This is a genomic window from Pseudomonas sp. (assembly GCF_030684895.1).
Lineage (GTDB): Bacteria > Pseudomonadota > Gammaproteobacteria > Pseudomonadales > Pseudomonadaceae > Aquipseudomonas.
In genome coordinates, this window is record NZ_JAUXXP010000046.1 from 65,094 (window position 1) to 86,617 (window position 21,524).

Annotated in this window: 12 protein-coding genes and 1 pseudogene; 8 read left to right on the top strand and 5 right to left on the bottom strand. The window is 63.0% G+C overall.

The annotated features are described in order from the left end of the window. Positions 1–7: 7 nt before the first annotated feature. Entirely contained in the window at positions 8–1,423 is a 1,416-nt protein-coding gene (gene ccoG, locus Q8M42_RS09535) for a cytochrome c oxidase accessory protein CcoG (RefSeq protein WP_304863637.1), read from the bottom strand. Positions 1,424–1,665: 242 nt separating this feature from the next. Here ccoG and Q8M42_RS09540 point away from each other — a divergent pair, with 242 nt between their 5' ends. The 5 genes and pseudogenes from Q8M42_RS09540 (at position 1,666) to Q8M42_RS09555 (ending at position 7,652) form a co-directional block, all read left to right on the top strand. Continuing rightward, positions 1,666–3,048: a caspase family protein gene (locus Q8M42_RS09540; protein WP_304863636.1), complete on the top strand. Its 1,383-nt coding sequence runs from the start codon at positions 1,666–1,668 to the stop codon at positions 3,046–3,048. A 347-nt stretch (positions 3,049–3,395) separates the two neighbouring features. Continuing rightward, positions 3,396–4,280: pseudogene (locus tag Q8M42_RS21000) on the top strand (methyl-accepting chemotaxis protein); the annotation flags it as partial. A gap of 198 nt (positions 4,281–4,478) precedes the next feature. Beyond that, positions 4,479–5,183: a methyl-accepting chemotaxis protein gene (locus Q8M42_RS21005; protein WP_370870350.1), complete on the top strand. Its 705-nt coding sequence runs from the start codon at positions 4,479–4,481 to the stop codon at positions 5,181–5,183. Positions 5,184–5,502: 319 nt separating this feature from the next. Continuing rightward, positions 5,503–6,483, top strand: a complete 981-nt coding sequence (locus tag Q8M42_RS09550; protein WP_304863631.1) for an IS5 family transposase — start codon at positions 5,503–5,505, stop codon at positions 6,481–6,483. Positions 6,484–6,869: 386 nt separating this feature from the next. Then, positions 6,870–7,652: a hypothetical protein gene (locus Q8M42_RS09555; protein ID WP_304863629.1), complete on the top strand. Its 783-nt coding sequence runs from the start codon at positions 6,870–6,872 to the stop codon at positions 7,650–7,652. A gap of 6 nt (positions 7,653–7,658) precedes the next feature. Here Q8M42_RS09555 and Q8M42_RS09560 read toward each other — a convergent pair whose 3' ends face one another. The 4 genes from Q8M42_RS09560 to Q8M42_RS09575 all read right to left on the bottom strand — a co-directional run bounded on the left by Q8M42_RS09560 (position 7,659) and on the right by Q8M42_RS09575 (position 12,256). Further along, positions 7,659–8,219, bottom strand: a complete 561-nt coding sequence (locus tag Q8M42_RS09560) for a hypothetical protein (RefSeq protein ID WP_304863627.1) — start codon at positions 8,217–8,219, stop codon at positions 7,659–7,661. Further along, on the bottom strand, positions 8,216–9,466 hold the full coding sequence (locus Q8M42_RS09565) for a peptidyl-prolyl cis-trans isomerase (protein ID WP_304863625.1): 1,251 nt from the start codon (positions 9,464–9,466) through the stop codon (positions 8,216–8,218). Before Q8M42_RS09565 ends, Q8M42_RS09560 begins: the two co-directional genes overlap by 4 nt. Before the next feature lies 1 nt (position 9,467). Next, positions 9,468–10,457 (bottom strand): hypothetical protein, encoded by a 990-nt coding sequence (locus tag Q8M42_RS09570; RefSeq protein WP_304863624.1) that lies wholly within the window; start codon positions 10,455–10,457, stop codon positions 9,468–9,470. A 152-nt stretch (positions 10,458–10,609) separates the two neighbouring features. Then, positions 10,610–12,256 carry a Na/Pi cotransporter family protein gene (locus tag Q8M42_RS09575; RefSeq protein WP_304863622.1) on the bottom strand — a complete coding sequence of 549 codons (1,647 nt, stop codon included), beginning with the start codon at positions 12,254–12,256 and terminating at the stop codon, positions 10,610–10,612. 211 nt (positions 12,257–12,467) lie between these two features. Here Q8M42_RS09575 and recC point away from each other — a divergent pair, with 211 nt between their 5' ends. From recC to recD, 3 genes are all read left to right on the top strand, one after another. After that, positions 12,468–15,806: an exodeoxyribonuclease V subunit gamma gene (gene recC / locus Q8M42_RS09580; protein WP_304863620.1), complete on the top strand. Its 3,339-nt coding sequence runs from the start codon at positions 12,468–12,470 to the stop codon at positions 15,804–15,806. Continuing rightward, positions 15,803–19,363, top strand: a complete 3,561-nt coding sequence (recB, locus tag Q8M42_RS09585; RefSeq protein ID WP_304863618.1) for an exodeoxyribonuclease V subunit beta — start codon at positions 15,803–15,805, stop codon at positions 19,361–19,363. The genes recC and recB overlap by 4 nt, the downstream gene beginning before the upstream one ends. Positions 19,364–19,622: 259 nt before the next feature. Continuing rightward, on the top strand, positions 19,623–21,479 hold the full coding sequence (gene recD, locus Q8M42_RS09590) for an exodeoxyribonuclease V subunit alpha (protein ID WP_304863617.1): 1,857 nt from the start codon (positions 19,623–19,625) through the stop codon (positions 21,477–21,479). Positions 21,480–21,524: the final 45 nt, after the last annotated feature.

A 21,524-nucleotide genomic window follows, 5' to 3' on the forward strand; every position in this document is an offset into this window, starting at 1 on the left:
GCGACTGTCAGCGCCCGCGTGGGGAGAGAAATACGCTCTGTGTTTGCGCCTGCTCGCTGCTGTCGGCCAGGTTATGGATCACAAAGCGTACGGGCAGGGCGCTGGACTCGGCCTGTTCGCTTTCCAGCACCAGGGTCACCGGTACATCGAGAATTTCCCCAGGGTTTAGCTGCAACTGCCGCGGTGCATCCAGACGCAAACCGGGGCTGTCGACCAGCGCCAGGCCATAGCGCTGCGGCTGCTGGGTCTTGTTAATCACCTTGAGCAGGTAGGTGTTCTCGATCTGCCCCAACTGGTTCTCGCGGAACATGCTGCGGTCCTTAGCGGAGTCGATGGACAGCATCGAGCGCGCACTCAAGGCCCAGACAAAGGCGGCGAGCATCAACAGCAGGGCGATGCCATAGCCGATCAGCCGTGGCCGCAGCCAGTGGGTTTTACCACCCTGCAGTTCGCGCTCGGCGTGATAGCCGACCAGGCCTCGGGCGTAGCCCATCTTGTCCATGACCGAATCGCAGGCGTCGATACAGGCGCCGCAACTGATGCAGTCAATCTGCAGGCCATCGCGAATATCGATACCGGTGGGGCAGACCTGCACGCACATATAACAGTCGATGCAATCGCCCAAGCCCTCGGCCTTGTGGTCGCTGTCCTTCTTGCGCGGGCCACGGCCTTCGCCACGCTTGGCGTCGTAGGCCACCAGCATGGTGTCGTCGTCAAACATCGCACTTTGGAAACGCGAGTAGGGGCACATATGCACGCAGACCTTCTCACGCAGCCAGCCGGCGTTGAGGTAGGTGGCGGCCATAAAGAACAGCAGCCACACCAGGGTGCCACCGTCCAGTTGCAGGCGCAGCAGGTCGCTGGTCAAGTCGCGGATCGGCGTGAAGTAACCGATAAAGGTCAGCGCCGTGAGCAGGCTGACGCCCAGCCAGATCGCGTGCTTGGCGCTGCGCCGCGCCAGCTTGTTCAGCGACCAGGGCGCGGCATCCAGCTTGACCCGCTGATTGCGCTCGCCTTCGGTAACTTTCTCCGCCCACATAAACACCCAGGTCCACACACTCTGCGGGCAGGTGTAGCCACACCACACGCGCCCGGCCACCACGGTGATGGTGAACAGGCCAAAGGCGGCAATGATCAGCAGGGCAGACAGCAGGGTGAAGTCCTGCGGCCAGAAGGTCGCCCCAAAGATGTAGTAACGATGCTCGGCCAGGTTCCACAACACCGCCTGGCGCCCGTCCCAGTCCAGCCAGGCGGTGCCGAAGAAGATCAGAAACAGCAAGCCCGCGCCATACAGGCGCAGATTGCGAAAGCGGCCGCTAAAACTGCGGGTATGAATCGGTCCGCCAGCTTGTGACGGCGTCAGGCGGATAGGCTGGCGCGGGTCGATGGTCTCGATGATCTTCGCGGGGATACGTTCGCTCATTACGGGCCTCGTCGGGCTTTATCAGGCGAGGCGAATGATGCGAGCGCAGCTGTTTGGATAACAGACTCAGGTTTTCCAATAAAAAGCGGATCAGATGGCGGCGCTGTGGTCGCAAGTTTTTTGATCTATGGTTTTGGAAGCCGCTGTGGGGCCTGCCTGTCAGGTGCTGGCCCACGCAGGTTCACTTGGCATCCAATCGCGCAATCGACGCTGCAGGCATTGATTGCGTGCGGAGCGAATCGATGAAAGCAGCTTGCGCCTACCGTCTGATGGCAATGCTCGTTGCCGTCTTGTTTGTCTGCCTTGCGGCGCAGGATGCAGCGCTTGCCCAGGCGCGTTCGGCGCTGGTTATCGGCAACAACGCTTATGCCTTTGCGCCGCTGCTCAACCCGACCAATGATGCTGCCGATGTGACCCGCACCCTGCGCGAGGCCGGGTTTTCGGTCACCACGCTGATCGACGCCGACCGGCAAACCATGCTGGATGGCGTGGCGCAGTTTTCTGCCCAGCTCAAGTCTTCGGGCGGTGTCGGGTTGTTGTTCTTTGCCGGGCATGGGGTGCAAGTTGCGGGCGAGAATTATCTGTTGCCCATCGGCGATGGCATTGCCGATGCGTCCGAGTTGGCGGATAAGGCCGTCAGTGCCTCGGCAATGGTTCATTCCATGGCCATGTCGGGCAACGATCTCAACATCATCATTCTCGATGCCTGTCGCGACAACCCGCTCACTGAGGTTACGTCTGGCCTGTCGCGCATCGACTCCAGCGCCAGCCTGTTTGTCTCCTATTCCACCTCGCCCGGCGCCGTGGCATTGGACGGTGAAGGGCGTAACTCACCCTATGCCAAACACCTGACGTTGGCGCTGGCGACGCCCAACCTGAATCTCGAAGAGACATTCAAGAAAACCCTCAAAGGCGTCTATCAGGAAACCAGTGGCCAGCAGACGCCCTGGTTGTCTTCGTCGTTCTTTGGCGATTTTGTGTTTCGCGGCGATAGCGGGGCTGAGGCCGGTTCTACCCCTAAACCGTATTCGAGCGGCGCTCAGGCTGTGGATGAGGCAACTGCGCGCACCTTGACTGGGCTGTACAAGGTGTCCGGAACCAACCCGAACGGCAGCCGTTACACGGGCATGTTGGCGCTGGCGCAACGTGGCGAATTTTACGATTTCACCTGGTGGATCGGTCGTGATGTATTCAAGGGCAGGGGCGAACTGGCCGGTCGCATGCTGGTCGTGAACTGGAACGATGTGCTGCCAGTGGTCTATTCATTCGCGCCCGATGGCGTGCTCGATGGGGAATGGGCCGATGGCACAGCGACGGAGCGCCTCAGCCTGTATGCCGAGGCCAGCAGCGCCGTGCCCAAACAGGGGCTGTATCGGGTCGAGGGGTACAACAGTGATGGTTCGCGCTATACCGGCCAGATGACGCTCGCGGGCGAAGGCAATGAATACCGCCTGAACTGGACCATTGGTGATACCAGCTATGACGGCAGCGGCAGATACAGCAACGGGCTGATGATCGTCGATTGGGGCGGCGCAACTCCGCTGGCCTATGCCTTGGCAGCGGATGGCCGGTTGGTCGGGCTGTGGGATGGTGGCACGGCAGCGGAAACCGCCACGCCGCAGTGAACGGGGTGAGGGCTCGTTCCGTGCTGCCGTGTGGCGACATCAAGTTCTGTTAGCTGCTGCGATCGGGCGCAGTTGTTTTCCCGCTAAAACGCCGCAGATATGTGCCGCAACCCCGCGTTAGAGCGTCAGCACAGGCCTTGTGCTGGCTTCAACAAAAACAATTCTCCAGCGAAACCTGAACTGCCTGTCAGAACGACAGTTGGAGAATTCTTATGAACACCTGGTTTGCCAACCTTAGCGTCACCCGCAAGCTGGCCCTCGGCTTCGGCCTGGTGCTGGCCCTGACTCTCGCCCTGGCCTGGGTCGCCTGGAGCGGCCTGGGCAGCGTGATCCAGCGCAGCACCTGGATGAGCGATATCACCCAACTCAACACCACCCTGACCAATCTGCGCATTGCCCGCCTGCAGTTCATGCTGGCCAAGGGCGATGCCGCGAGCAGTGATCGCGTGCTGAGCAACCTGGACATCTATTTGCAGCAGCAGAAGAAGCTGCTCGGCAGCTTTACCAACCCGGTCAACGTCAAGCTGCTGCAGGAGCAGGACCGCTATAACCAGGACTACCAGCGCTCGCTGAGTGGCATGCGCGCCGCCTATGCGGCGGCTGACACGGCGCGGCGCCAGGTGGCCGGCGAGACCCAGCAGCTCGGCGAGTTGCTGGGCGCGATGCAGCGCAGCGTGGAGTTGCTGCCGGAATACGACGGCGGCCGTTTTGCCCAGCTGCAGGCGCTGACCCGCACCCAAGGCGAGTTGCTGAGCCTGCGCTACCTGCTGGAGCGTTATGACAGCGCCCCTGATGCGCAAACCGAGCAGGCGCTGGTCGAGCGTATCGCGGCCGCCCGCGCCAGCCTCGGCCCGTTGGAGCAGGCCTTCGGTGCCGCCCAGCAGGATGCGGTACGCCGCATCGCGACGGCCTTGGGTCAGTACCAGGAGACGCTGCAGGCGTTCAAGCTGGCCACCGGCGACATTGCCCGTACCCGTCAGGAAATGACCGAGCAGCAGGGCGAAATCGTGCGTATCAGCGAAACCCTGTACCAGTTCCAGATGGACCGCCTGGCCATCGAGAGCGCCCAGGCGCGTAGCCTGCAGATCGGCGCCACGTTGCTGGCGATGCTCTTCGGCGTGCTGGCCGCCTGGGTTATCACCCGACAGATCACCCGTCCGCTGCAGGACACCCTGAGCGCGGTGCAGCGCATTGCCGAAGGCGACCTGACCGCCACTGTGCAGGTCGACCGTCGTGATGAGATGGGCCAGCTGCAGCAAGGTATTCAGCATATGGCCGCGACCCTGCGCGAGTTGATCGGCGGCATCCGCGATGGCGTGGCGCAGATCGCCAGCGCTGCCGAGGAGCTGTCCGCGGTAACCGAGCAGACCAGTGCCGGCGCCAATAGCCAGAAAAGCGAGACCGACCAAGTAGCCACCGCCATGCATGAAATGTCGGCCACGGTGCAGGAAGTGGCGCGCAACGCCGAACAGGCTTCGCAGGCCGCCAACGAGGCAGACGGCCAAGCGCGCCTGGGCGACAAAGTAGTGGGCGAGGTGATTGCTCAGATTGAACGCCTGGCCGCCGAGGTCAGTCGCTCCAGCGATGCCATGAATGGCCTGCAGCTGGAAAGCAACAAGATTGGCAGCGTGATGGACGTGATTAAAGCGGTGGCCGAGCAGACCAATCTGCTGGCGCTCAATGCCGCCATTGAGGCAGCACGCGCAGGCGAGGCCGGGCGCGGTTTTGCCGTGGTCGCCGACGAGGTGCGCGGCTTGGCCCAACGCACGCAGAAATCCACCGAAGAAATCGAGGCACTGATCGCCGGTCTGCAGAACGGCACCAAACAGGTGGCAGCGGCGATGCGCAACAGCTGCAGCCTCACCGACAGCAGTGTCGAGTTGACGCGCAAGGCCGGCGACTCACTGGGCAACATCACCCATGCGGTGTCCAACATCCAGTCGATGAACCAGCAGATTGCCGCAGCCGCAGAGGAGCAGAGTGCGGTGGCCGAGGAAATCAGCCGTAGCATCCTCAGCGTACGCGACGTGTCCGAACAGACTGCCACCGCCAGCGATGAAACCGCCGCCTCCAGCGCCGAGCTGGCGCGCCTGGGCAATCAGCTGCAAACGCTGGTCAGTCGCTTCCGCGTTTAACGGACAAGCCCGCAGGCCGTGGCTGCCCGCTACGGCCTGCGGCATTCAACGGTTTGATCGACTGTTGGCACACTTATTTGCACTGTATCTTTCCGATGGGCTGCAGCTGTTTCGGTATCAGGGCCGTGGGCATAGTTTGGCCATCGATAACAGCTGATGCCGTCGCTATACCAATAAGATGAGTATCACCATGGCTGGTGTACGAACCAGTTGATGCAGTTTCACGCTCAGGTCGAGCGGCAATCAGCAGTAAGGGAAACTCTGAAGAAGACTTCCTGATTTTGGCAAAATACCCGGATTCCACCTGCCGAGTTTTCCGATGAAGCAAATGACCTTCGCCGACGCCGAGTACGCCGGCAAGCGCAAGCAGACCCGCAAGGAGTTGTTCCTGATTGAGATGGATCGGGTGGTGCCGTGGAAGGGTTTGATTGCCTTAATCGACCCGCATTACCCCAAGGGTGAAGGCGGTCGTCCGTCCTACCCGTTGATGGCGATGCTGCGTGTGCACCTGATGCAGAACTGGTTTGGCTACAGCGACCCGGCGATGGAGGAAGCGCTGTATGAGACCACCATCCTGCGGCAGTTCGCCGGGCTGAATCTGGAGCGCATTCCTGACGAAACCACCATTCTCAACTTCCGCCGGTTGCTGGAGAAACACGAACTAGCTACCGGCATCCTGGCCGTCATCAATGGCTACCTGGGTGACCGAGGTTTGTCGCTGCGCCAGGGCACCATCGTCGATGCCACGCTGATCAATGCGCCGAGCTCGACCAAGAACAAAGACGGTAAGCGCGATCCAGAAATGCACCAAACCAAGAAGGGCAACCAGTACTACTTCGGCATGAAGGCCCACATCGGTGTCGATGACGAGTCGGGGTTAGTGCATAGCGTGGTCGGTACGGCAGCCAACGTGGCGGATGTCACCCAGGTCGATAAGCTGCTGCACGGCGAGGAAAACATGGTTGGTGCCGACGCGGGTTACACCGGCGTAGAGAAGCGCCCGGAGCATGAGGGCCGTCAGGTGATCTGGCAGGTTGCGGCACGTCGCAGCACCTACAAGAAGCTCGACAAGCGCACCGCGCTGTACAAAGCCAAGCGCAAGATCGAGAAGGCCAAGGCGCAGGTACGGGCCAAGGTCGAGCACCCGTTCCGGGTGATTAAACGTCAGTTCGGTTATATGAAGACGCGCTTCCGTGGTCTAGCCAAAAACACCGCGCAACTGGTGACACTGTTTGCCCTGTCGAACCTGTGGATGGCGCGCAGACATTTGTTGGCGAATACAGGAGAGGTGCGCCTGTAATGTGGGCAATGGCCGCTGCGGAGTGCTCGCGGCGGCTAAAAACACAGAAATGAGCGGGTGATTTGATCGTTGCTGGTCAAATCGCCGACTTTAAAATCAGCAAGGGCTGAAGTCGGCCGGAAATACGGGACTACTTCAGACCATCCCTAGATGAAAGGAAAGAAGATGGTCTTTATATCAATCAAAAGCGCTGGAACTTCGATAACACCAGCAAGTGGATGATGTTATTTCCGTATCTTAAGTGGTCATCTATTCTATATATTCCATGGCTTTTTTGGATGCTCACAATACCCTCTCCGTCTATCAATGGTGGGGGCTTAGAATTACTAGTCGAGTTCTCTATCATTGTTTTCGCATTTATCATGATGGGCTTTAGTAGTTGGTTTATGTGGGCAGATGAACCACGCTACAAGTATTATCTGATTCAAACGGGCCTAGGTTTTATCGTTGCCTTGCTCGCCTCGTTACTTACATATCAAACCGATCCGCACGGCACAGATCTTTTTTTGGTTTGCGCCGGTATGGCCTTTAGTGTCTTTATGGGGCTGATCGGCTGGGATTACTTGCAAGACCTTTATCTGCGTGTATTCGCTCACGATGGCAGTGGTTTTAATCGTCAGACCGGCATGCTCACTATCGGCCGGCGCTTTCAAAGGCCCTTTAGCGCCCCTCTCTACGAGTTCGACGCCACCCTGGAGTTTCGCCCCGGTCCCCACGGTAATAGCGGCTTCACGATTTGGCTGCATCACCGCTACACCTCGGTCGAGGTGTTCCTTGGAGGCAAAATCCAGTCCCTGGGTATGAACCTTGAAGAGGCGCTGGCCTTTTGGGATACCTTGCAGCGCTATATGGATATAACCCAACCATTACCCGAGCTGCCGATTCTCGAACAGTTCCGCCACCTCGATCCGGCTACTGCCAAACATGACCAGCAGAGCGAGCGCGACCCGCGCCGTTGGCGTGATATGCCTTACAAAGTTTGGGAGCGCCGCGGTCGTGCAGAGATGATGAAACGTAACCGTGAATACAAGTGGCAAGAACAACCCTGCATTCTCCAATCCAAGATCGACCCGAACCTCAGCATCGAAGCTTATTACCGTCAGCAAGAGGCCAAAGGTATTCAAGCCACGCCTAAAGGCGATGATTTCGATAACGTCCATCGCCGCTGATAAATGTTATGACCCCTCCCTCTGCAGCTTGTTCTGCAGCATTTCCAGTTGTTCCAGCGCGGCGCGAGCTTCATCGAGCTCGGTTTGGCTGCGTGCACCGGACTGGGCGGCTTGTTCGATGCGTTCGCGGATGGCGGGGATCTGCTGGACGCCGCTGGCGTAGGCCATGATCTGGTCGCGGGTTTGCTGGTCTTCAAAGGCGCTGTACTGCGCCGGATCGGCCATTTGGGCGGGGCTGGCGGGTTGGCGCGGTTTGAGTTGGCCGAGGGCCGGGCTGCGTGGGTCGCCTTGGTCGGCCATTAGCTGGATCAGCATTTGCGCTTCCTGGGCATTCAGGTGCGTCTCGCGTGGCGGTTCTTCCGCAGGTTTTTCTGCGGGCGTTGGGATTGCAGCGGGCTGCTGTGCCGGCAGGGCGGCGGGCATCTCTGGCAAGCGGATGGGCGGGCTGGTCGGTATTGCGGCCTGTGCTGCAACGGCTGGCGCGGTGTCGGCCTGGGGCGTGCGCACGACGACGATGGTCACCGCCGTGATCACGCCGAGCATGCCGATGCTGAGCCAGGCCTTCATAGCCCTTCTACCTTGGCGTTGGCCAGCAGGGCGTTGACGCGGGCCTGGAAGGCTTGGGTCAGCTGCTCCTTGGCCACGGCCTGGTTGACCTCATAGCGTACGCTGGGGTCGCTCAGTGGCAGTTGCCTGTCCTCACGGCTGCGCACCTGCACGATCTCGAATGCGCCGTCGATCAGCATCGGCTGGGAAATGCTGTCCGCCTTCTGCAGCAGGGCAGTCTTGTGCAGAAAGTCCAGCTGCGCATCCTCTGGGCGAATCAGGCCAAGGTCGCCGGGTGGCGTGTGGCTCTTGGTGTCGGCCAGAGAGTAGCGGCGCACTGCATCATCGAAGCTCAGACCCTTTTGCAGTTCGGCATATACCCGGTCGGCACTGGCCTGGTCAGCCAAACGGATATGGCTGGCCTGCACTTGAGCAACGTTGAGATAGAGCTGCAGATTGCGTTGGTAATAGGCCTCGGCATCTGCATCACTGACCTGACGGGCGCGCTCGCGCAGGCTGGCGGTTTCATGGTGGAAGTCGTTGTGCAGGCCAAGCTGATGCAGGTATTTGTGGCGGATCAGTTTGTCGCGTACCAACTGGCGGATGCCTGCTTGTTCGTCCGGGCTGAAACCCTTCTGCTCAAGCTGATACCAGAGGTAGTCGCGCAGCGCCTGCTGACGCACCTGTTCGGCCAGGTACACCAGGTTGCCCTGCTGCAGCTCCACTCGACCTTGTACGTTATCGCCCTGATACAGCTCCAGCAGGTTCAGGCGTTGTTCAGGCTGGCCGGGGAACTGCCAACTGATCAGTTGCACCTGCGCCGCGTCGGCCTGCTGCTCGGGGCTCAATTGCAGGCTATCGATTACTACGCCCTGGGTCTGTGTGGTCAGCACCTGGCGTAGGCGCGCACTGCTTAGCGCTTGTGGCTGGCGTAGGAAGGGCCGTACATCGTGGTCGAACTGGCGGCCGTAGACCTGCTCGATCAGGTTGGCGGCTTCGCGCTCGACCAGGGCATCCAGATCGCTGCTGTATTTGCTGCTCAGCTCGGCTTCCACCTCGCGGGCCAGTAGATGGTTTTCCGCCAGACCCGTGCGCAGCAGGCGCAGGTCGGTATTGAATTTGACCCGGGTCATGGCCTGCTCCAGCAGGCCGATGCTTTTGCCGGGCAGGCGTTCACCGTTGATATGCATGTCCTGGCTGCCCAGGGCCGACAGGCAGATGCCGGTCAGCCCCAGTACCAGCAAACTGCGCTGGATAAGCCCGCGCACCTTACAGGCCACCCTGGCCGTAGAAGGTGTTGGCACCCTTGGTCAGCACGCTGACGGTGAGAGCTATAGATTCGGGAATCAGCTCCTTGGCCACTCGCAGGCGGGTGGCGTAGCTGGTGTCGTACAGTGGCTCGGGGCGCTGGTAGGCGACCTGGGCGGTCTGGGTCAGCAGATCGCGGATCGGCTTCTGCGGGTCGTAACTGCCGACGCGGTTGGCCACTGCCGCCATATTGTTCAGGCCTTCGCTGAAGTAGTGGTCGTCGACCCAGCCTTCCCAGCCGGAGTGGCCATTGCCCGACGTAACCCAGGCATGGTGCGGTTGCGCGACATCACCGGTGGTGTGCAGCGAGTAGCCGATGGTCTGCAGCGAGGGCGCGTTCTTGAACTGATCGAACCAGTACTTGGCCAGGTTATCGATGGGCTGGAAGGCCGCCGTCTGGAAGTCGCCGTAGTGGGTCTGCCAGTTGGAGTAGGTGCCCTGACGGTAATGCGCTTCGGTGGTGTCGAAGTCGCTCTTCTTCAGCTCGCGGTTGTACAGGTAGACCATGGCGTACCAGTCGACATCGCCGCTCCAGCTGCCATCCACCTTGCGGTAGCGGTAGTCGTAACCGCCGTGGTCGTTGCCGTGGGCGTCGCCCTGGCGGGCCATGTTGATAAAGTGCCAATAGGAGGTGTAGTTGACCAGCGAAGCCGCTGCGCCATACACCGGCGCGTGCTCGTAGCCGACCCACCAGCCGCCCAGGCGGGTGTCCTGGAAGTCATCGACGTCGTAGGCGGCCTGGCCGAGGATTTCCCCGGCGCGGGCTTCGCTGCCGGCTGCACCGACGTAGAACTGGTAGGCGCGTTTCATCTCGGGCGTGGCATGCGCCGAGTTGAGAAAAGCCAGGGCATCCTTGACGATATTTTTGTGCGTGGGTTGCGACCAGGCGCTGGCATGGCTGGCACTAAAAGCCAGGCCTAGACCAACGACCAGGGAGGTGAGGGTTTTCATAGGGAAGGCGCTCTTTTGTTGTTGGAGTTGAGCAGTATTAGCGGTCATTGATGGCAGAACTGTTGCAATGCCGCACGCCAACTTAAAGCCTATGCGCCGGGTTGCCTCAACCCAACTAAGGTTTGGTGGTATAGACCAATTTGCTTGTGGTGTTACTCCGCGCCGCCGTCCTCGTGATGCAGAGCCCCTGTCTCGCTGCTTTCCAGCACCACATAGGCGCTGGCGCAGAACAGTGAGTTGAGGCGTTTCATATCGGCGATCAGCTCCATATGCAGGGCGCTGGTTTCGATGCTTTGCACCACCTGATGGTGCAGCCGGCTGACATGGGCGTGGGCCAGGCGGCGTTCCTGGGCGCGGAAGCGGCGTTTCTCGCGCAGCAACTGGCGCGCGCTCTCTTTGTCGCCGGAGAGAAACACCGAGAGGCCCAGGCGCAGGTTGGCCAGTAGCTGGGCATGTAGGGCGGTGAGTTCTTCCAGGCCGCTGTCTGAGAACGAATGGCGCTGCGCAGTTTTCTGATCCTGCACTTTTCCGAGCATACGTTCGATGATGTCGCCGGCCTGCTCCAGGTTCACCGCCAGCTCGATGATCTCCGCCCAGCGCCGGCTGTCGTGCTCACTCAACACCTCGCGCGGCACCTGCGCCAGGTAGAGTTTGACCGCGCTATAGAGTGCATCGACATCATCATCCAGGCGGCGCAGCTCCTTGCCCAGGGCCGTCTGCCCGCCACTCAGGACTTCCAGCAGATGGTTGAGCATGGTCTCGATCAGGTCGCCGATGCGCAGGGTTTCGCGCACCGCATTGGCCAGCGCCAGACTCGGTGTGGCGAGCGCGGTGGGGTCGAGGTGGCGCGGGCGGGCGACGCCGTTTTCATCCGGGCGATCCGGCAGCAGCCAATTGCAGAAGCGCGCCATCAGCCCAACCGTGGGCAGCATCAGCAGGCAGCGCAGGCTGTTGTAGAGCAGGTGAAAGGCGATCACCAACTCCTCGGGCCGCCACTTCAGGCTGTCCAGCCAGTTGGCCAGTGGGTCGAGGAACGGCATCACCAGCAGCAGGCCGATCAGTTTGTACAGCAGGCTACCCAGGGCCACGCGCCGGCCCGCCGGGGTTTGCAGGCTGCTGGTGAGAAAGGCCAGCACGCCGCTGCCGATATTCGCGCCAATCACCAGGCCGATAGCCACCGGCAGGCTGATCAGGCCAGCACCGGTCAGCGTTGCGGTGAGCAGCACGGCGGCCAGGCTGGAATAGGAAATCAGCGCGAACAGCGCGCCGACCAGGGCGTCCAACAGCAGGTCGCCAGTCAGCGAGGCGAACAGCACGCGGATGCCCTGCTCCTGGGTGATCGGCGTGGCCGCAGCAACGATCAGCTCGAGTGCCAGCAGCATCAGGCCCAGGCCGATGGCCACGCGGCCAAGCTGGCCGGCGCGGGTTTGCTTGCGCGAGAGAAAGAACACCACGCCGAGAAAGATCAGCAGCGGGCTTAGCCAGCTCAGGTCGAGGGTCAGCACCCGTGCCATCAACGCGGTGCCGACATCTGCACCAAGCATGATCGCCAGCGCTGGAGTCAGCGCCATCAGGCCCTGGGCGACGAACGAGGTGACCAGCAGGGCGGTGGCGTTGCTGCTCTGCACCAGCGCGGTCACGCCGATGCCAGCGGCAAAGGCCAGCGGCCGTTTGCTGACGTTGTGGCTAAGCACCTTGCGCAGGTGCGAGCCATACACCCGCAGGATGCCGGTTCGCACAATATGGGTGCCCCAGATCAGCAAGGCGACGGCAGACAGAAGATTAAGCAGGGTGAGCATGGTGCTGCTCCCTGGCGCGTCAGCCCGGTTGCAGCGTGACGCGTGGTTTTTACTTGTTATAAAGGCCCATCTTGTAGAAGCGCAGACCCTGTATTTAGCTTTAGCTGGGGTTGGCCATCCGCGCCAGCGCGCGACACAGACTGTCGTGCAATGCCGCCAGGCTGCGTGAGCTGATAACCTTGGCCGCTACTGAACGGATGCGATTCTGCCGATGCTTACGCTCTACCACGCACCAGACCTGGAAACCCTTGGCGAGCTGGCCACCACCCTGCTTGCCACGCCGATGCGCGAACCTTTTGCGCCGGCCTTGGTGGTGGTGCCGAGCCAGGGTATGGGGCGCTGGCTGACCTTGGAGCTGGCGCGTAAGCAGGGCATCGCCATGCAGCTGGAGGTGCAGCTGCCGGCCAAGTTTGTCTGGGACCTGTCGCGCCTGGCTTTGGGCCAGCTGCCGGAGCAATCGGCGTTCAGCCCCAGCAGCCTGAGCTGGCGCTTGTATGACTGGCTGTGCGAACCGGCTCACCTGAGTGAGGCGCCGCGCCTGGCGCATTACCTGGACGGTGGCGATGAGCGCCGCAGGCTGTCATTGGCCGTTAAGATCGCCGACGTATTCGACCAATACCTGCTGTATCGCGATGACTGGCTGGCCGCCTGGGAGCGCAATGAACTGCTTGATCTTGGCCCGGACGAAGCCTGGCAGGCGCTGCTCTGGCGCGAGCTGACACGCGACGGCCATCCGCATCGTGCTCGTCTACTGGAAGAGCTGCTTGCCCGCTTGCATCAGCCTGAACCCATGCTGGGGTTGCCCGAGCGCGTGCTGGTATTCGGCATCAGCTCCCTGCCGCCGCACCATATGCGCGTGTTAGAAGGCCTAGCGCGGCATACGGAAGTGATTATTTTCGCCCTCAATCCCTGCCGCGAAGCCTGGGGCGAGATTCGCGATATCCGTGAATTGGCGCGGCAGCCCGAAGCCGGTCCAGAAGACTGGTATCTGGATGTCGGCCATCCGCTATTGGCCAGCCTGGGCAAGCAGGGCCGCGACTTTTTCGACAGCCTGTTCAGCCTGGCTTCCAGTGAAGGCAGCCAGGAAATCGGCCTGTATTCCGAGGATGCCGACCTGCACGACGCCAGCCTGTTGCAGGCGCTGCAGAACGATATTCTGCGCCTGCGTACTCGCGCCGCCGATGAGCGCCTGCAGCTGCGCGAAGACGACCGCTCGCTGGAGCTGCACATCGCCCACTCGCCGCTGCGCGAGGTGGAAATCCTGCATGACCAGCTGCTTGCACGCTTTGCCGCCGAGCCCGGCCTGACCCCCGATCAGGTGGTGGTGCTGACCCCGGATATCGAGCGTTACGCGCCCTATATCGAGGCGGTGTTCGCCCCCCGCGAAGGTGTGCCGCGGATTCCTTTCAGCCTGGCCGACCGCAGCCTGCGCGCGGAAATCCCGCTGATCGAGGCCTTCCTCAACCTGTTGGCGCTGCCGGATAGCCGCTTTGCCGCCGAGGAAATCCTCGCCTGGCTGGAACAGCCGGCCATCGCCCGTCGCGCCGGTATCGAAGCCGAAGACCTGCCGCTGCTGCGCGACTGGCTGCGCGACGCTGGCGTGCGCTGGGGCCGCGATGAAACGCACCGCGAGCAGCTGGGTCTGCCCGCCGATGCCGCCTTTACCTGGAGGCAAGGGTTGGATCGCCTGCTGCTGGGCTTTGCCGCGCCGCCGCAACTGGCCGGCCTGGCCGCGCCGCTGCTGGGCACCAGTTGGCCGCTGGATGCGTTGGAAGGCGGGCGCACACAACTGCTCGGGCGGTTGGCCGGTTTTGTCGAGCGTCTGTCCGCGCTGGCACAGAGCCTGCAACGGCCACGACCTTTGCGTGAGTGGGCCGAGAGCCTGCAAGGGCTGATCGATCAGCTGTTCGATGAACGCGAGGCTGGTGACACCTTGTTGCTGCTGTCCAAGGCCTGCGCCGCGCTCAAAGAACAGGGCGACGCCTCAGGGGTCGAGCGGCCGATAGAGCTGGCGCTGATTCGTCAGCAGCTGACCGCCGCCCTGGAGCAGGGCAGCGCCGCCTCGGGTTTCCTCACCGGCGCGGTGACCTTCTGCACCATGGTGCCGATGCGCAGCCTGCCGTTCCGCCTGGTCTGCCTGCTCGGCCTGGATGACGGTGCATTGCCGCGCCGTACCCCGGCGGCGGGCTTCGACCTGATCGGCCAGAAACCCCGCCGTGGCGACCGGGCACGGCGTCTGGATGACCGTTATCTGCTCTTGGAAATCCTCCTCTCGGCCCGTGGCGGCCTGTACCTGAGCTATGTCGGCCGCGACCCACGCAGCAACGCCGAGCTGCCGCCCTCGGTGCTGGTCAGCGAACTGCTCGATGTGGTTGACCTCACGGCTGTCGTACCAACCTGTAGGAGCGAGCTTGCTCGCGATCCGGGCAACGCCGAAAAATCGCGAGCAAGCTCGCTCCTACAAAAGCAAAAAGCCAGCGCTCACATCACTCACCACCATCCATTGCAACCCTTCGCGCCGGGCAACTTCGCCGGTAACCGCCATGCCGGCTTTGCCGCGCCCTGGTTCCGCGCCGCCCAGCGTTTGAGTCAGACGGTGGAAGCTCCCGCTCCCTTTGCCAGCCGGCTGGATAAGCCGGATAAAGACTGGCCGGGCGGCGCTCCGCTCAGCATCGAACCCAGCCAGCTGATCCACTGCTTTAAACACCCGGCGCGCTACCTGCTGGAACAGCGTCTCGGCCTGCGCCTGGCGCAGAGCGAGGAAACCCTGGCCGGCGACGAGCCGTTCAGCGTCGAGTGGACCAGCCAGCACGGCCTGCGCCAATTGGCCTTGCAGGCCATCGAGCAGGGCTGGAGCGAGCGTCAGGAGCGCGCTGTGGCGGCTGCCTCCGGCTGGCTGCCGGTGGGCGAACTGGGCCAGGCGCACTGGGGGCAAATTCGCGGGCCGATTCGCGCCTTTGCGCCAACCCTGTTCGACGAACGCCCGGATGACGCGCCGCAACCGCTGCTGGTGGACCTCGAACTGGCTGGCGTACGTATCCACGGCTGGCTCGATGGCGTGACCCGCGACGGGCTGTTCGACTACCGCCTGCGCGACCTCGGCGCGTGGGAGCTGGCGCCGTTCTGGCTGCGTCATCTGCTGCTCAACTGCGCCGCCACGCCCGGCATCAGTCGCGACAGTCGCCTGCTCTCGCCGAAAAGCGAATGGCGCCTGGGCCCGTTGGCCGATGCCCGTGGGTTGCTGTTGCCCTGGCTGGAGGCCTACAAAAGCGCGCTGTGCGAGCCGCTGCCGCTCTTTGCCAAATGCAGCCACGGTTTTGCCCGCAAATGGCGTAACCCCGGGCGCAAGGAACCGATTGACGCCGCCCGTAGCGAAGCGCGGCTGATGTGGCAGGGTAATGACCATATGACCGGCGAAGGCCAGGACCCCTGGAATGCCCTGGCCTTCCGCGACCGCGAGGCCCTGGACGAACGCTTCGAAGCCCTCGCCGAGCAGCTCTACGGCCCGGCGCTGGATGCCCTGCAAGGCAGTGAAGAGGACGAAGCATGAGCAGCGCCAGCCTGAATCTGCTGCACGACAGCTTCACCGGCCGCTCGCTGATCGAGGCCAGTGCCGGCACCGGCAAGACCTGGACCCTGACCGCGCTCTATGCCCGCCTGCTGCTGGAGAAGCAGCTCAGCGTCAGCCAGATTCTGGTGGTGACCTTTACCACCGCCGCCACCGCCGAGCTGCGCGAGCGCATTCGCAAGCGCCTGGCCGAGCTGCTGGCGGTGTACGACGGCGTGGCCAGCGGCGACAGCCTGCTCAACGATCTGCATGCTCAGTACCCGGATGCGGCCAGCCATCGGCGCTTGCTGCTGGCGGTGCATGGCTTCGACGAGGCCGCGATTTTCACCATTCACGGCTTCTGCCAGCGCGCCCTGCAGGACGCCGCGTTCGAGGCCGGTGGCGATTTTGACAACGAGCTGACCCATGATGATCGCGAGATTATCGACGCCCTGCTCGCCGACCTCTGGCGCCATGAGCTGGCCGCCGCCGAGCCGGAATGGGCGGCGTTTCTGGTGCAGCATAAAATCACCCCGCAGAGCCTGCGCAAGCGCCTGCGCAACCACCTGGGCAAGCCGTATCTGCGTATCGAACCGCAGCCCGGTACCAGCAGCGAGATGAGCGCATTGCGCGCCGCCTGGCAGCAGGCGCAGCGCTGCTGGCTGAGTGAAAGTGCCGGTTGGCTGGCGCAGCTCAGGGCCTTTGACGGCTTTAAGCGCAATATGTGCAACGCGGCCAAGCTGGGCGTCTGGCAGGCCGAGCTGGACGGTTATTTCAGCGATGCCGCCGCACTGTTCAGCAAAACCGAGGCGCACCGCCGGCTGGCCCGCGAAGGGCTGAACAAAGCCAGCAAGAAGGGCTGCGAAGCCCCGGCCAATCCACTGGCTGCCGCCTTGCAGGAGCTGTGCGACGCGCTGGATGCGGCGCAGCCCGAGGCCGAGCAACGGCTGATCGACCTGCAGGTACGGCTGATCCATCAGCTCAACGAGCAACTGCCGGCGCGCAAGGCCGCGCAGCGCCTGCTGGCCTTCGATGACCTGCTCAACAAATTGCAGCAGGCGCTGCAGGGTGAGGGCGGCGAACACCTGGCTGGCACCTTGCGTACGCAATACCCCGTAGCGTTGATCGACGAGTTTCAGGACACCGACCCGGTGCAGTACCGGGTGTTTCATCGTATTTATCAGGATGCCGGCGACCTGTGTTTTGTCGGTGATCCGAAACAGGCCATCTACGCGTTTCGCGGTGCTGACTTAGCCACGTATTTGAAAGCCCGCAGCGAAGCCGCGCGGCAATACAGCCTGGCCACCAACCACCGCTCCACGCCCGAGCTGATCGCCGCGCTGAATCAGCTATTCGACCGGCCCATGCCCTTTGCCGAGAAAGGCTTGGATTACCAGCAGGTCGGGGCCAGTAACAAAGCGCGGGCGCAACTGGTATTGCCGCGTATCGATGAGGAAACCGACGCGCCGCTGGCGTTGGTCTGGCTGGATAACGACTACCTGGGCAAGGGTGAAGCGGGGGCATTAGTCGCTCGCGACACGGCGCGGCGTATCGCTGCGGTGCTTAGCGCCAGCAGTCAGGGCCAGGCCTTTTTTGAAAATAAAGAGGGCGAGCAGGACGGCACGCGTACCCCGCTCAAAGGTGGTGATATCGCCGTGCTGGTCGCCAGTCACCGCCAGGCCGGCGAAGTGGCCGCCGAGCTGGCCGCCCGTGGCGTGCCCAGCGTGCGCCGCGGCAAGGAAAACGTTTGGCACAGTGAAGAGGCCGATGAGCTGTCCGCCGTGCTCGCCGCTTACGCCGAACCGGGCCGCGAGGGCGCATTGCGTTATGCCCTGGCCAGCCGTTTGCTGGGCCGCAGCGCGGCCGATCTCGCCGCTTGCAGTGAGGACGCCCAAGCCTGGGACCGCGAGCGCGAAGCCGCCGAGCGCTATCACCAACTCTGGCAGCAACAAGGCTTTATGCGCGCCTTCCGCGCCTGGCTGGACGAGCAGCAGGTGGCTCAGCGGCTGCTGGCGCTGGTCGATGGTGAGCGCCGCCTGACCAACCTGCTGCACCTGGCTGAGTTGCTGCAAAGCGAAAGTCTGCAACGCCCTGGCCTGGAGCAATTACTCGCCTGGTTTAACGCCCAACGCAGCGCCGAGGCCCATGGCGAGGACGCCCTGCTGCGCCTGGAGAGCGATGCCGAGCGGGTGCAGATCGTCACCATCCACACTTCCAAGGGCCTGGAGTACCCGCTGGTGTTCTGCCCCTACCTGTGGGACGGCGCGCTGCTGCGCCAGAGCGAAGACATCAGCTGCCACGCCGACGACGGCACGCCGCTGCTGGACCTGGGCAGCGAGCAGCTCGACACGCATCGTGAGCGCGCCCGTCATGAGCGTTTTGCCGAGAAACTGCGCCTGACCTATGTGGCCCTGACCCGTGCGCGTGACCGCCTGTGGCTGCACTGGGGCCCGGTGGACTGCAAGCCGAGAAAGGATGGCACCCTCGGCGACAGCGGCCTGCACAGCAGCGCCCTGGCCTGGCTGCTGCACGGTCGGCAGTTGCCCGGTGAGGATGCCCTGGCCGAGCTGGCGGGTCATCTGCAAACCCTGACGCCCCAGGGTTTGCGAGCGGAGGTCGAACAACTGGCCGCCAGTAGCCAAGGCCAGGTGGCCATCCAACCGCTGCGTGACAGCGAAGCCAGCGCCGCCGGTGAACAACGCGCGCCAGCCCCGCAGCAACTGGCCAGCCTGCAACGCAGCCTGCACAGCGCCTGGCGCATCGGCAGCTTTTCGGGCCTGGCCGCCGGTATGCATATGGAGGCCCCGGATCGTGACGGCCTGGTGCTACCGGATGCCAGTGAGCCGGGCAGCGGTTTCTTCGCCTTCCCCCGTGGTGCTCGGGCCGGTACTTGCCTGCACGCCATTCTCGAAGACTGGGCGCGGGTCAAGGCGCCGCTGAATGAGCTGATCGAGCCAGGGCTAAGCGGCCATGGCATTAGCGGTGACTGGGGCTCGGTGGCACTGACGCAATTGCAGCAGGTGATCGACACTGATCTAAATGGCCAAGGCCTGACCCTCGCTGGTCTGAATCCAAGCCGGCGCTTGCCCGAGCTGGGCTTTACCTTCCCCCTGGCCGGGTTGGATGTGCAGCGCCTGCGCGCCATTCTCTGCGACCCGGCCCATGGCCTGGCCGCGCCCATGCGCGAGGCGGCGGCGCGTCTGGAGTTCGACAACCTTAAGGGCTTTCTCAAGGGCTTTATCGACCTGACCTTCGAGCACGACGGGCGTTGGTACATCGCCGACTACAAGTCCAACTGGCTCGGCCCGGACGCCAGCTACTACGGCGGTGAACGCCTGCTGCAAGCCCTGGCCGCCGAGCATTACTACCTGCAATACCTGATCTACCTGGTGGCGCTGCGGCGCTTCCTGCGTCAGCGCTTGGATGACTTCCAGAATGAGCAGCTGGGCGGTGCCTACTACCTGTTTCTACGCGGCATGCCGAGCGCCGGGGTGTACTTCTCGCGGCCCAGCGATGGGCTGTTGGATGCGCTGGATAAGCTGTTCGAAGGAGAGGTGTGATGGCTGCTTTTGTAGGAGCGGGCCCTGCCCGCGAAAATTTAGCGGCGCACGCGCATCGCGGGCATGGCCCGCTCCTACAGGGGTTGTGTAGCCCGGATGCAATCCGGGAACGGACCGCGCGGTGCCTGACCCATTCCCCGGATTGCATCCGGGCTACGGGATCGACAGGGATGGGTTGGGTAGGGTGGATGACGCGGTTTTCATCCACCGTTGTTATGGGTGGATGGGTGAAGCGCCATCCACCCTACGGGAGTGGACAATGACGTTTGCTGATCTGCCCCTTGGCCCGCTGGAACGCGCGCTGGTCGATAGCTTGCAGCGTCTCGATCCGCAAGCCTCGCCTGTGGTCCTGGCCTCGGCTGCGCTGCTCTGCATGGCCCTGGATAAAGGCGATGTGTGCCTGCCGTTGGCCCGCCTCGCCGGGCAGCGGCCTTGGCCGGACCATGAACTGCGCTTGCCAACGCTCAGCGACTGGCAGGCGCAGTTGCAAGCATCGTTGTTGGTGGGCGGTGATAGCGATTTCAGACCATTGATTCTGCAGCATGGCCGCCTCTATCTGGCGCGCTATCAAGCCTACGAACGCCAGTTGGCCGAACAGTTGTTGTTGCGTTCCGCCGATCTGCCTGTGGTGGATGAGGCGCAATTGAGCGAAAGCCTCGGTCGCCTATTTGCCTTTAACCAGCAGCAGCCGGACTGGCAGCGCCTGGCCGCCGCGCAAGCGGTGCGGCGCAAGCTGGCGGTGATCTCCGGCGGCCCCGGCACCGGCAAAACCACCACCGTGGTGCGTCTGCTTGCTGCGCTACTTGAGCAACCCGGCTGCGAACATCCGGGCGGCGCTCCGCTGGCCATCGGCCTGGCCGCGCCTACCGGTAAGGCGGCGGCGCGAATGGCCGAAGCGATTCGCAATGCCAAGGCCGCGTTGCCGGTCAGCGAGGCGATCAAGGCGGCGCTGCCGGACGAGGCGCGCACTCTGCACCGCCTGCTCGGTAGCCGTGGCGATAGTCCGCAGGTACGGCATAACGCGGCCAACCCGCTGGCGCTGGATGTGCTGGTGGTGGACGAAGCCTCAATGGTCGATCTGGCGCTGATGGCTAAACTGCTCGACGCCCTGCCGCCCAGCGCGCGACTGATCCTTCTGGGCGACAAGGACCAATTGTGCGCCGTGGAAGCCGGTGCGGTGTTCGCCGAACTCTGCGAGGGTCGCGGCTTCGACGCCCAGGCCGCCAGCGAGCTGCAACGTATCACCGGACAGCAGGTGCCGGTCAATCAACCAAGCTCGCAGCTCGGCGATGCGGTGGTGCTGCTCACCCATAGCCACCGCTTTGCCGGCGATAGCGGTATCGGCGAACTGGCGCGGCGGATCAACGGCGGCGATGTCAGCGGCACCCTCAACCTGCTCAAAGAAGATCGCAGCGACCTGGCCTGGAATGCCGCACCAACGCCCAATGATCTGCTGGAGCGTCTGGATCAGGGCTACACGCCCTTTATCACCGCCGCCAAAAGCGCCGATCCACACGCGGCCTTCGCCGCCTTTAACGCCTTCCGCGCACTCTGCGCCCAGCGTGAAGGCGCCTGGGGCGTGGCCGGCATCAACGAAGCCCTGGAGGCGCGCATCAAGCGCCGCAGCCAGGTGCCCAGCCGTGAGCGCTGGTATGTCGGCCGGCCGGTGATGGTGCGGCAGAACGACTACGCCCTCGGCCTGTTCAACGGCGATATCGGTATCTGCCTGAACAGCGAATACGGCCTGCGGGTCTTTTTTGAAGGCGGGGGTTCAGGCGAGGACGGCTACCGCCCCTTCGCCCCGGCACGCCTGCCCAGCCATGACAGCGCCTTCGCCATGACCGTGCACAAAAGCCAGGGCTCGGAATTCGCCGAGGTGCTGCTGGTGTTGCCCGAGCAACCCAGCCCCCTGCTGACCCGCAGCCTGTTCTATACCGGCATTACCCGCGCCAAACACAAGGTGGAAATCTGGGCTTTGCCGCCGCGTTTAAGCGAAGCCGTGGCCACCCGTGCGGAGCGGGCCGCGGGGCTGGCCGAGCGGTTGGCCACTGCACCTATGCCTGCCGCTGTGGTTGTCCCGATAATGGGTGATAGCCAGTTAGGATTATTTGACTGATGCTGCACGCAGCGCCACCTACACTGGGAGTCAGGATGACTGCTG

Bases quoted from the DNA above. Each gene is read 5' to 3' on its own strand.
- ccoG (WP_304863637.1), bottom strand. From the start codon at position 1,423: ATGAGCGAACGTATCCCCGCGAAGATCATCGAGACCATCGACCCGCGC.
- Q8M42_RS21005 (WP_370870350.1), top strand. From the start codon at position 4,479: ATGTCGGCCACGGTGCAGGAAGTGGCGCGCAACGCCGAACAGGCTTCG.
- recC (WP_304863620.1), top strand. From the start codon at position 12,468: ATGCTTACGCTCTACCACGCACCAGACCTGGAAACCCTTGGCGAGCTG.
- Q8M42_RS09550 (WP_304863631.1), top strand. From the start codon at position 5,503: ATGAAGCAAATGACCTTCGCCGACGCCGAGTACGCCGGCAAGCGCAAG.
- Q8M42_RS09575 (WP_304863622.1), bottom strand. From the start codon at position 12,256: ATGCTCACCCTGCTTAATCTTCTGTCTGCCGTCGCCTTGCTGATCTGG.
- Q8M42_RS09555 (WP_304863629.1), top strand. From the start codon at position 6,870: ATGTGGGCAGATGAACCACGCTACAAGTATTATCTGATTCAAACGGGC.
- recB (WP_304863618.1), top strand. From the start codon at position 15,803: ATGAGCAGCGCCAGCCTGAATCTGCTGCACGACAGCTTCACCGGCCGC.
- recD (WP_304863617.1), top strand. From the start codon at position 19,623: ATGACGTTTGCTGATCTGCCCCTTGGCCCGCTGGAACGCGCGCTGGTC.
- Q8M42_RS09560 (WP_304863627.1), bottom strand. From the start codon at position 8,219: ATGAAGGCCTGGCTCAGCATCGGCATGCTCGGCGTGATCACGGCGGTG.
- Q8M42_RS09570 (WP_304863624.1), bottom strand. From the start codon at position 10,457: ATGAAAACCCTCACCTCCCTGGTCGTTGGTCTAGGCCTGGCTTTTAGT.
- Q8M42_RS09540 (WP_304863636.1), top strand. From the start codon at position 1,666: ATGAAAGCAGCTTGCGCCTACCGTCTGATGGCAATGCTCGTTGCCGTC.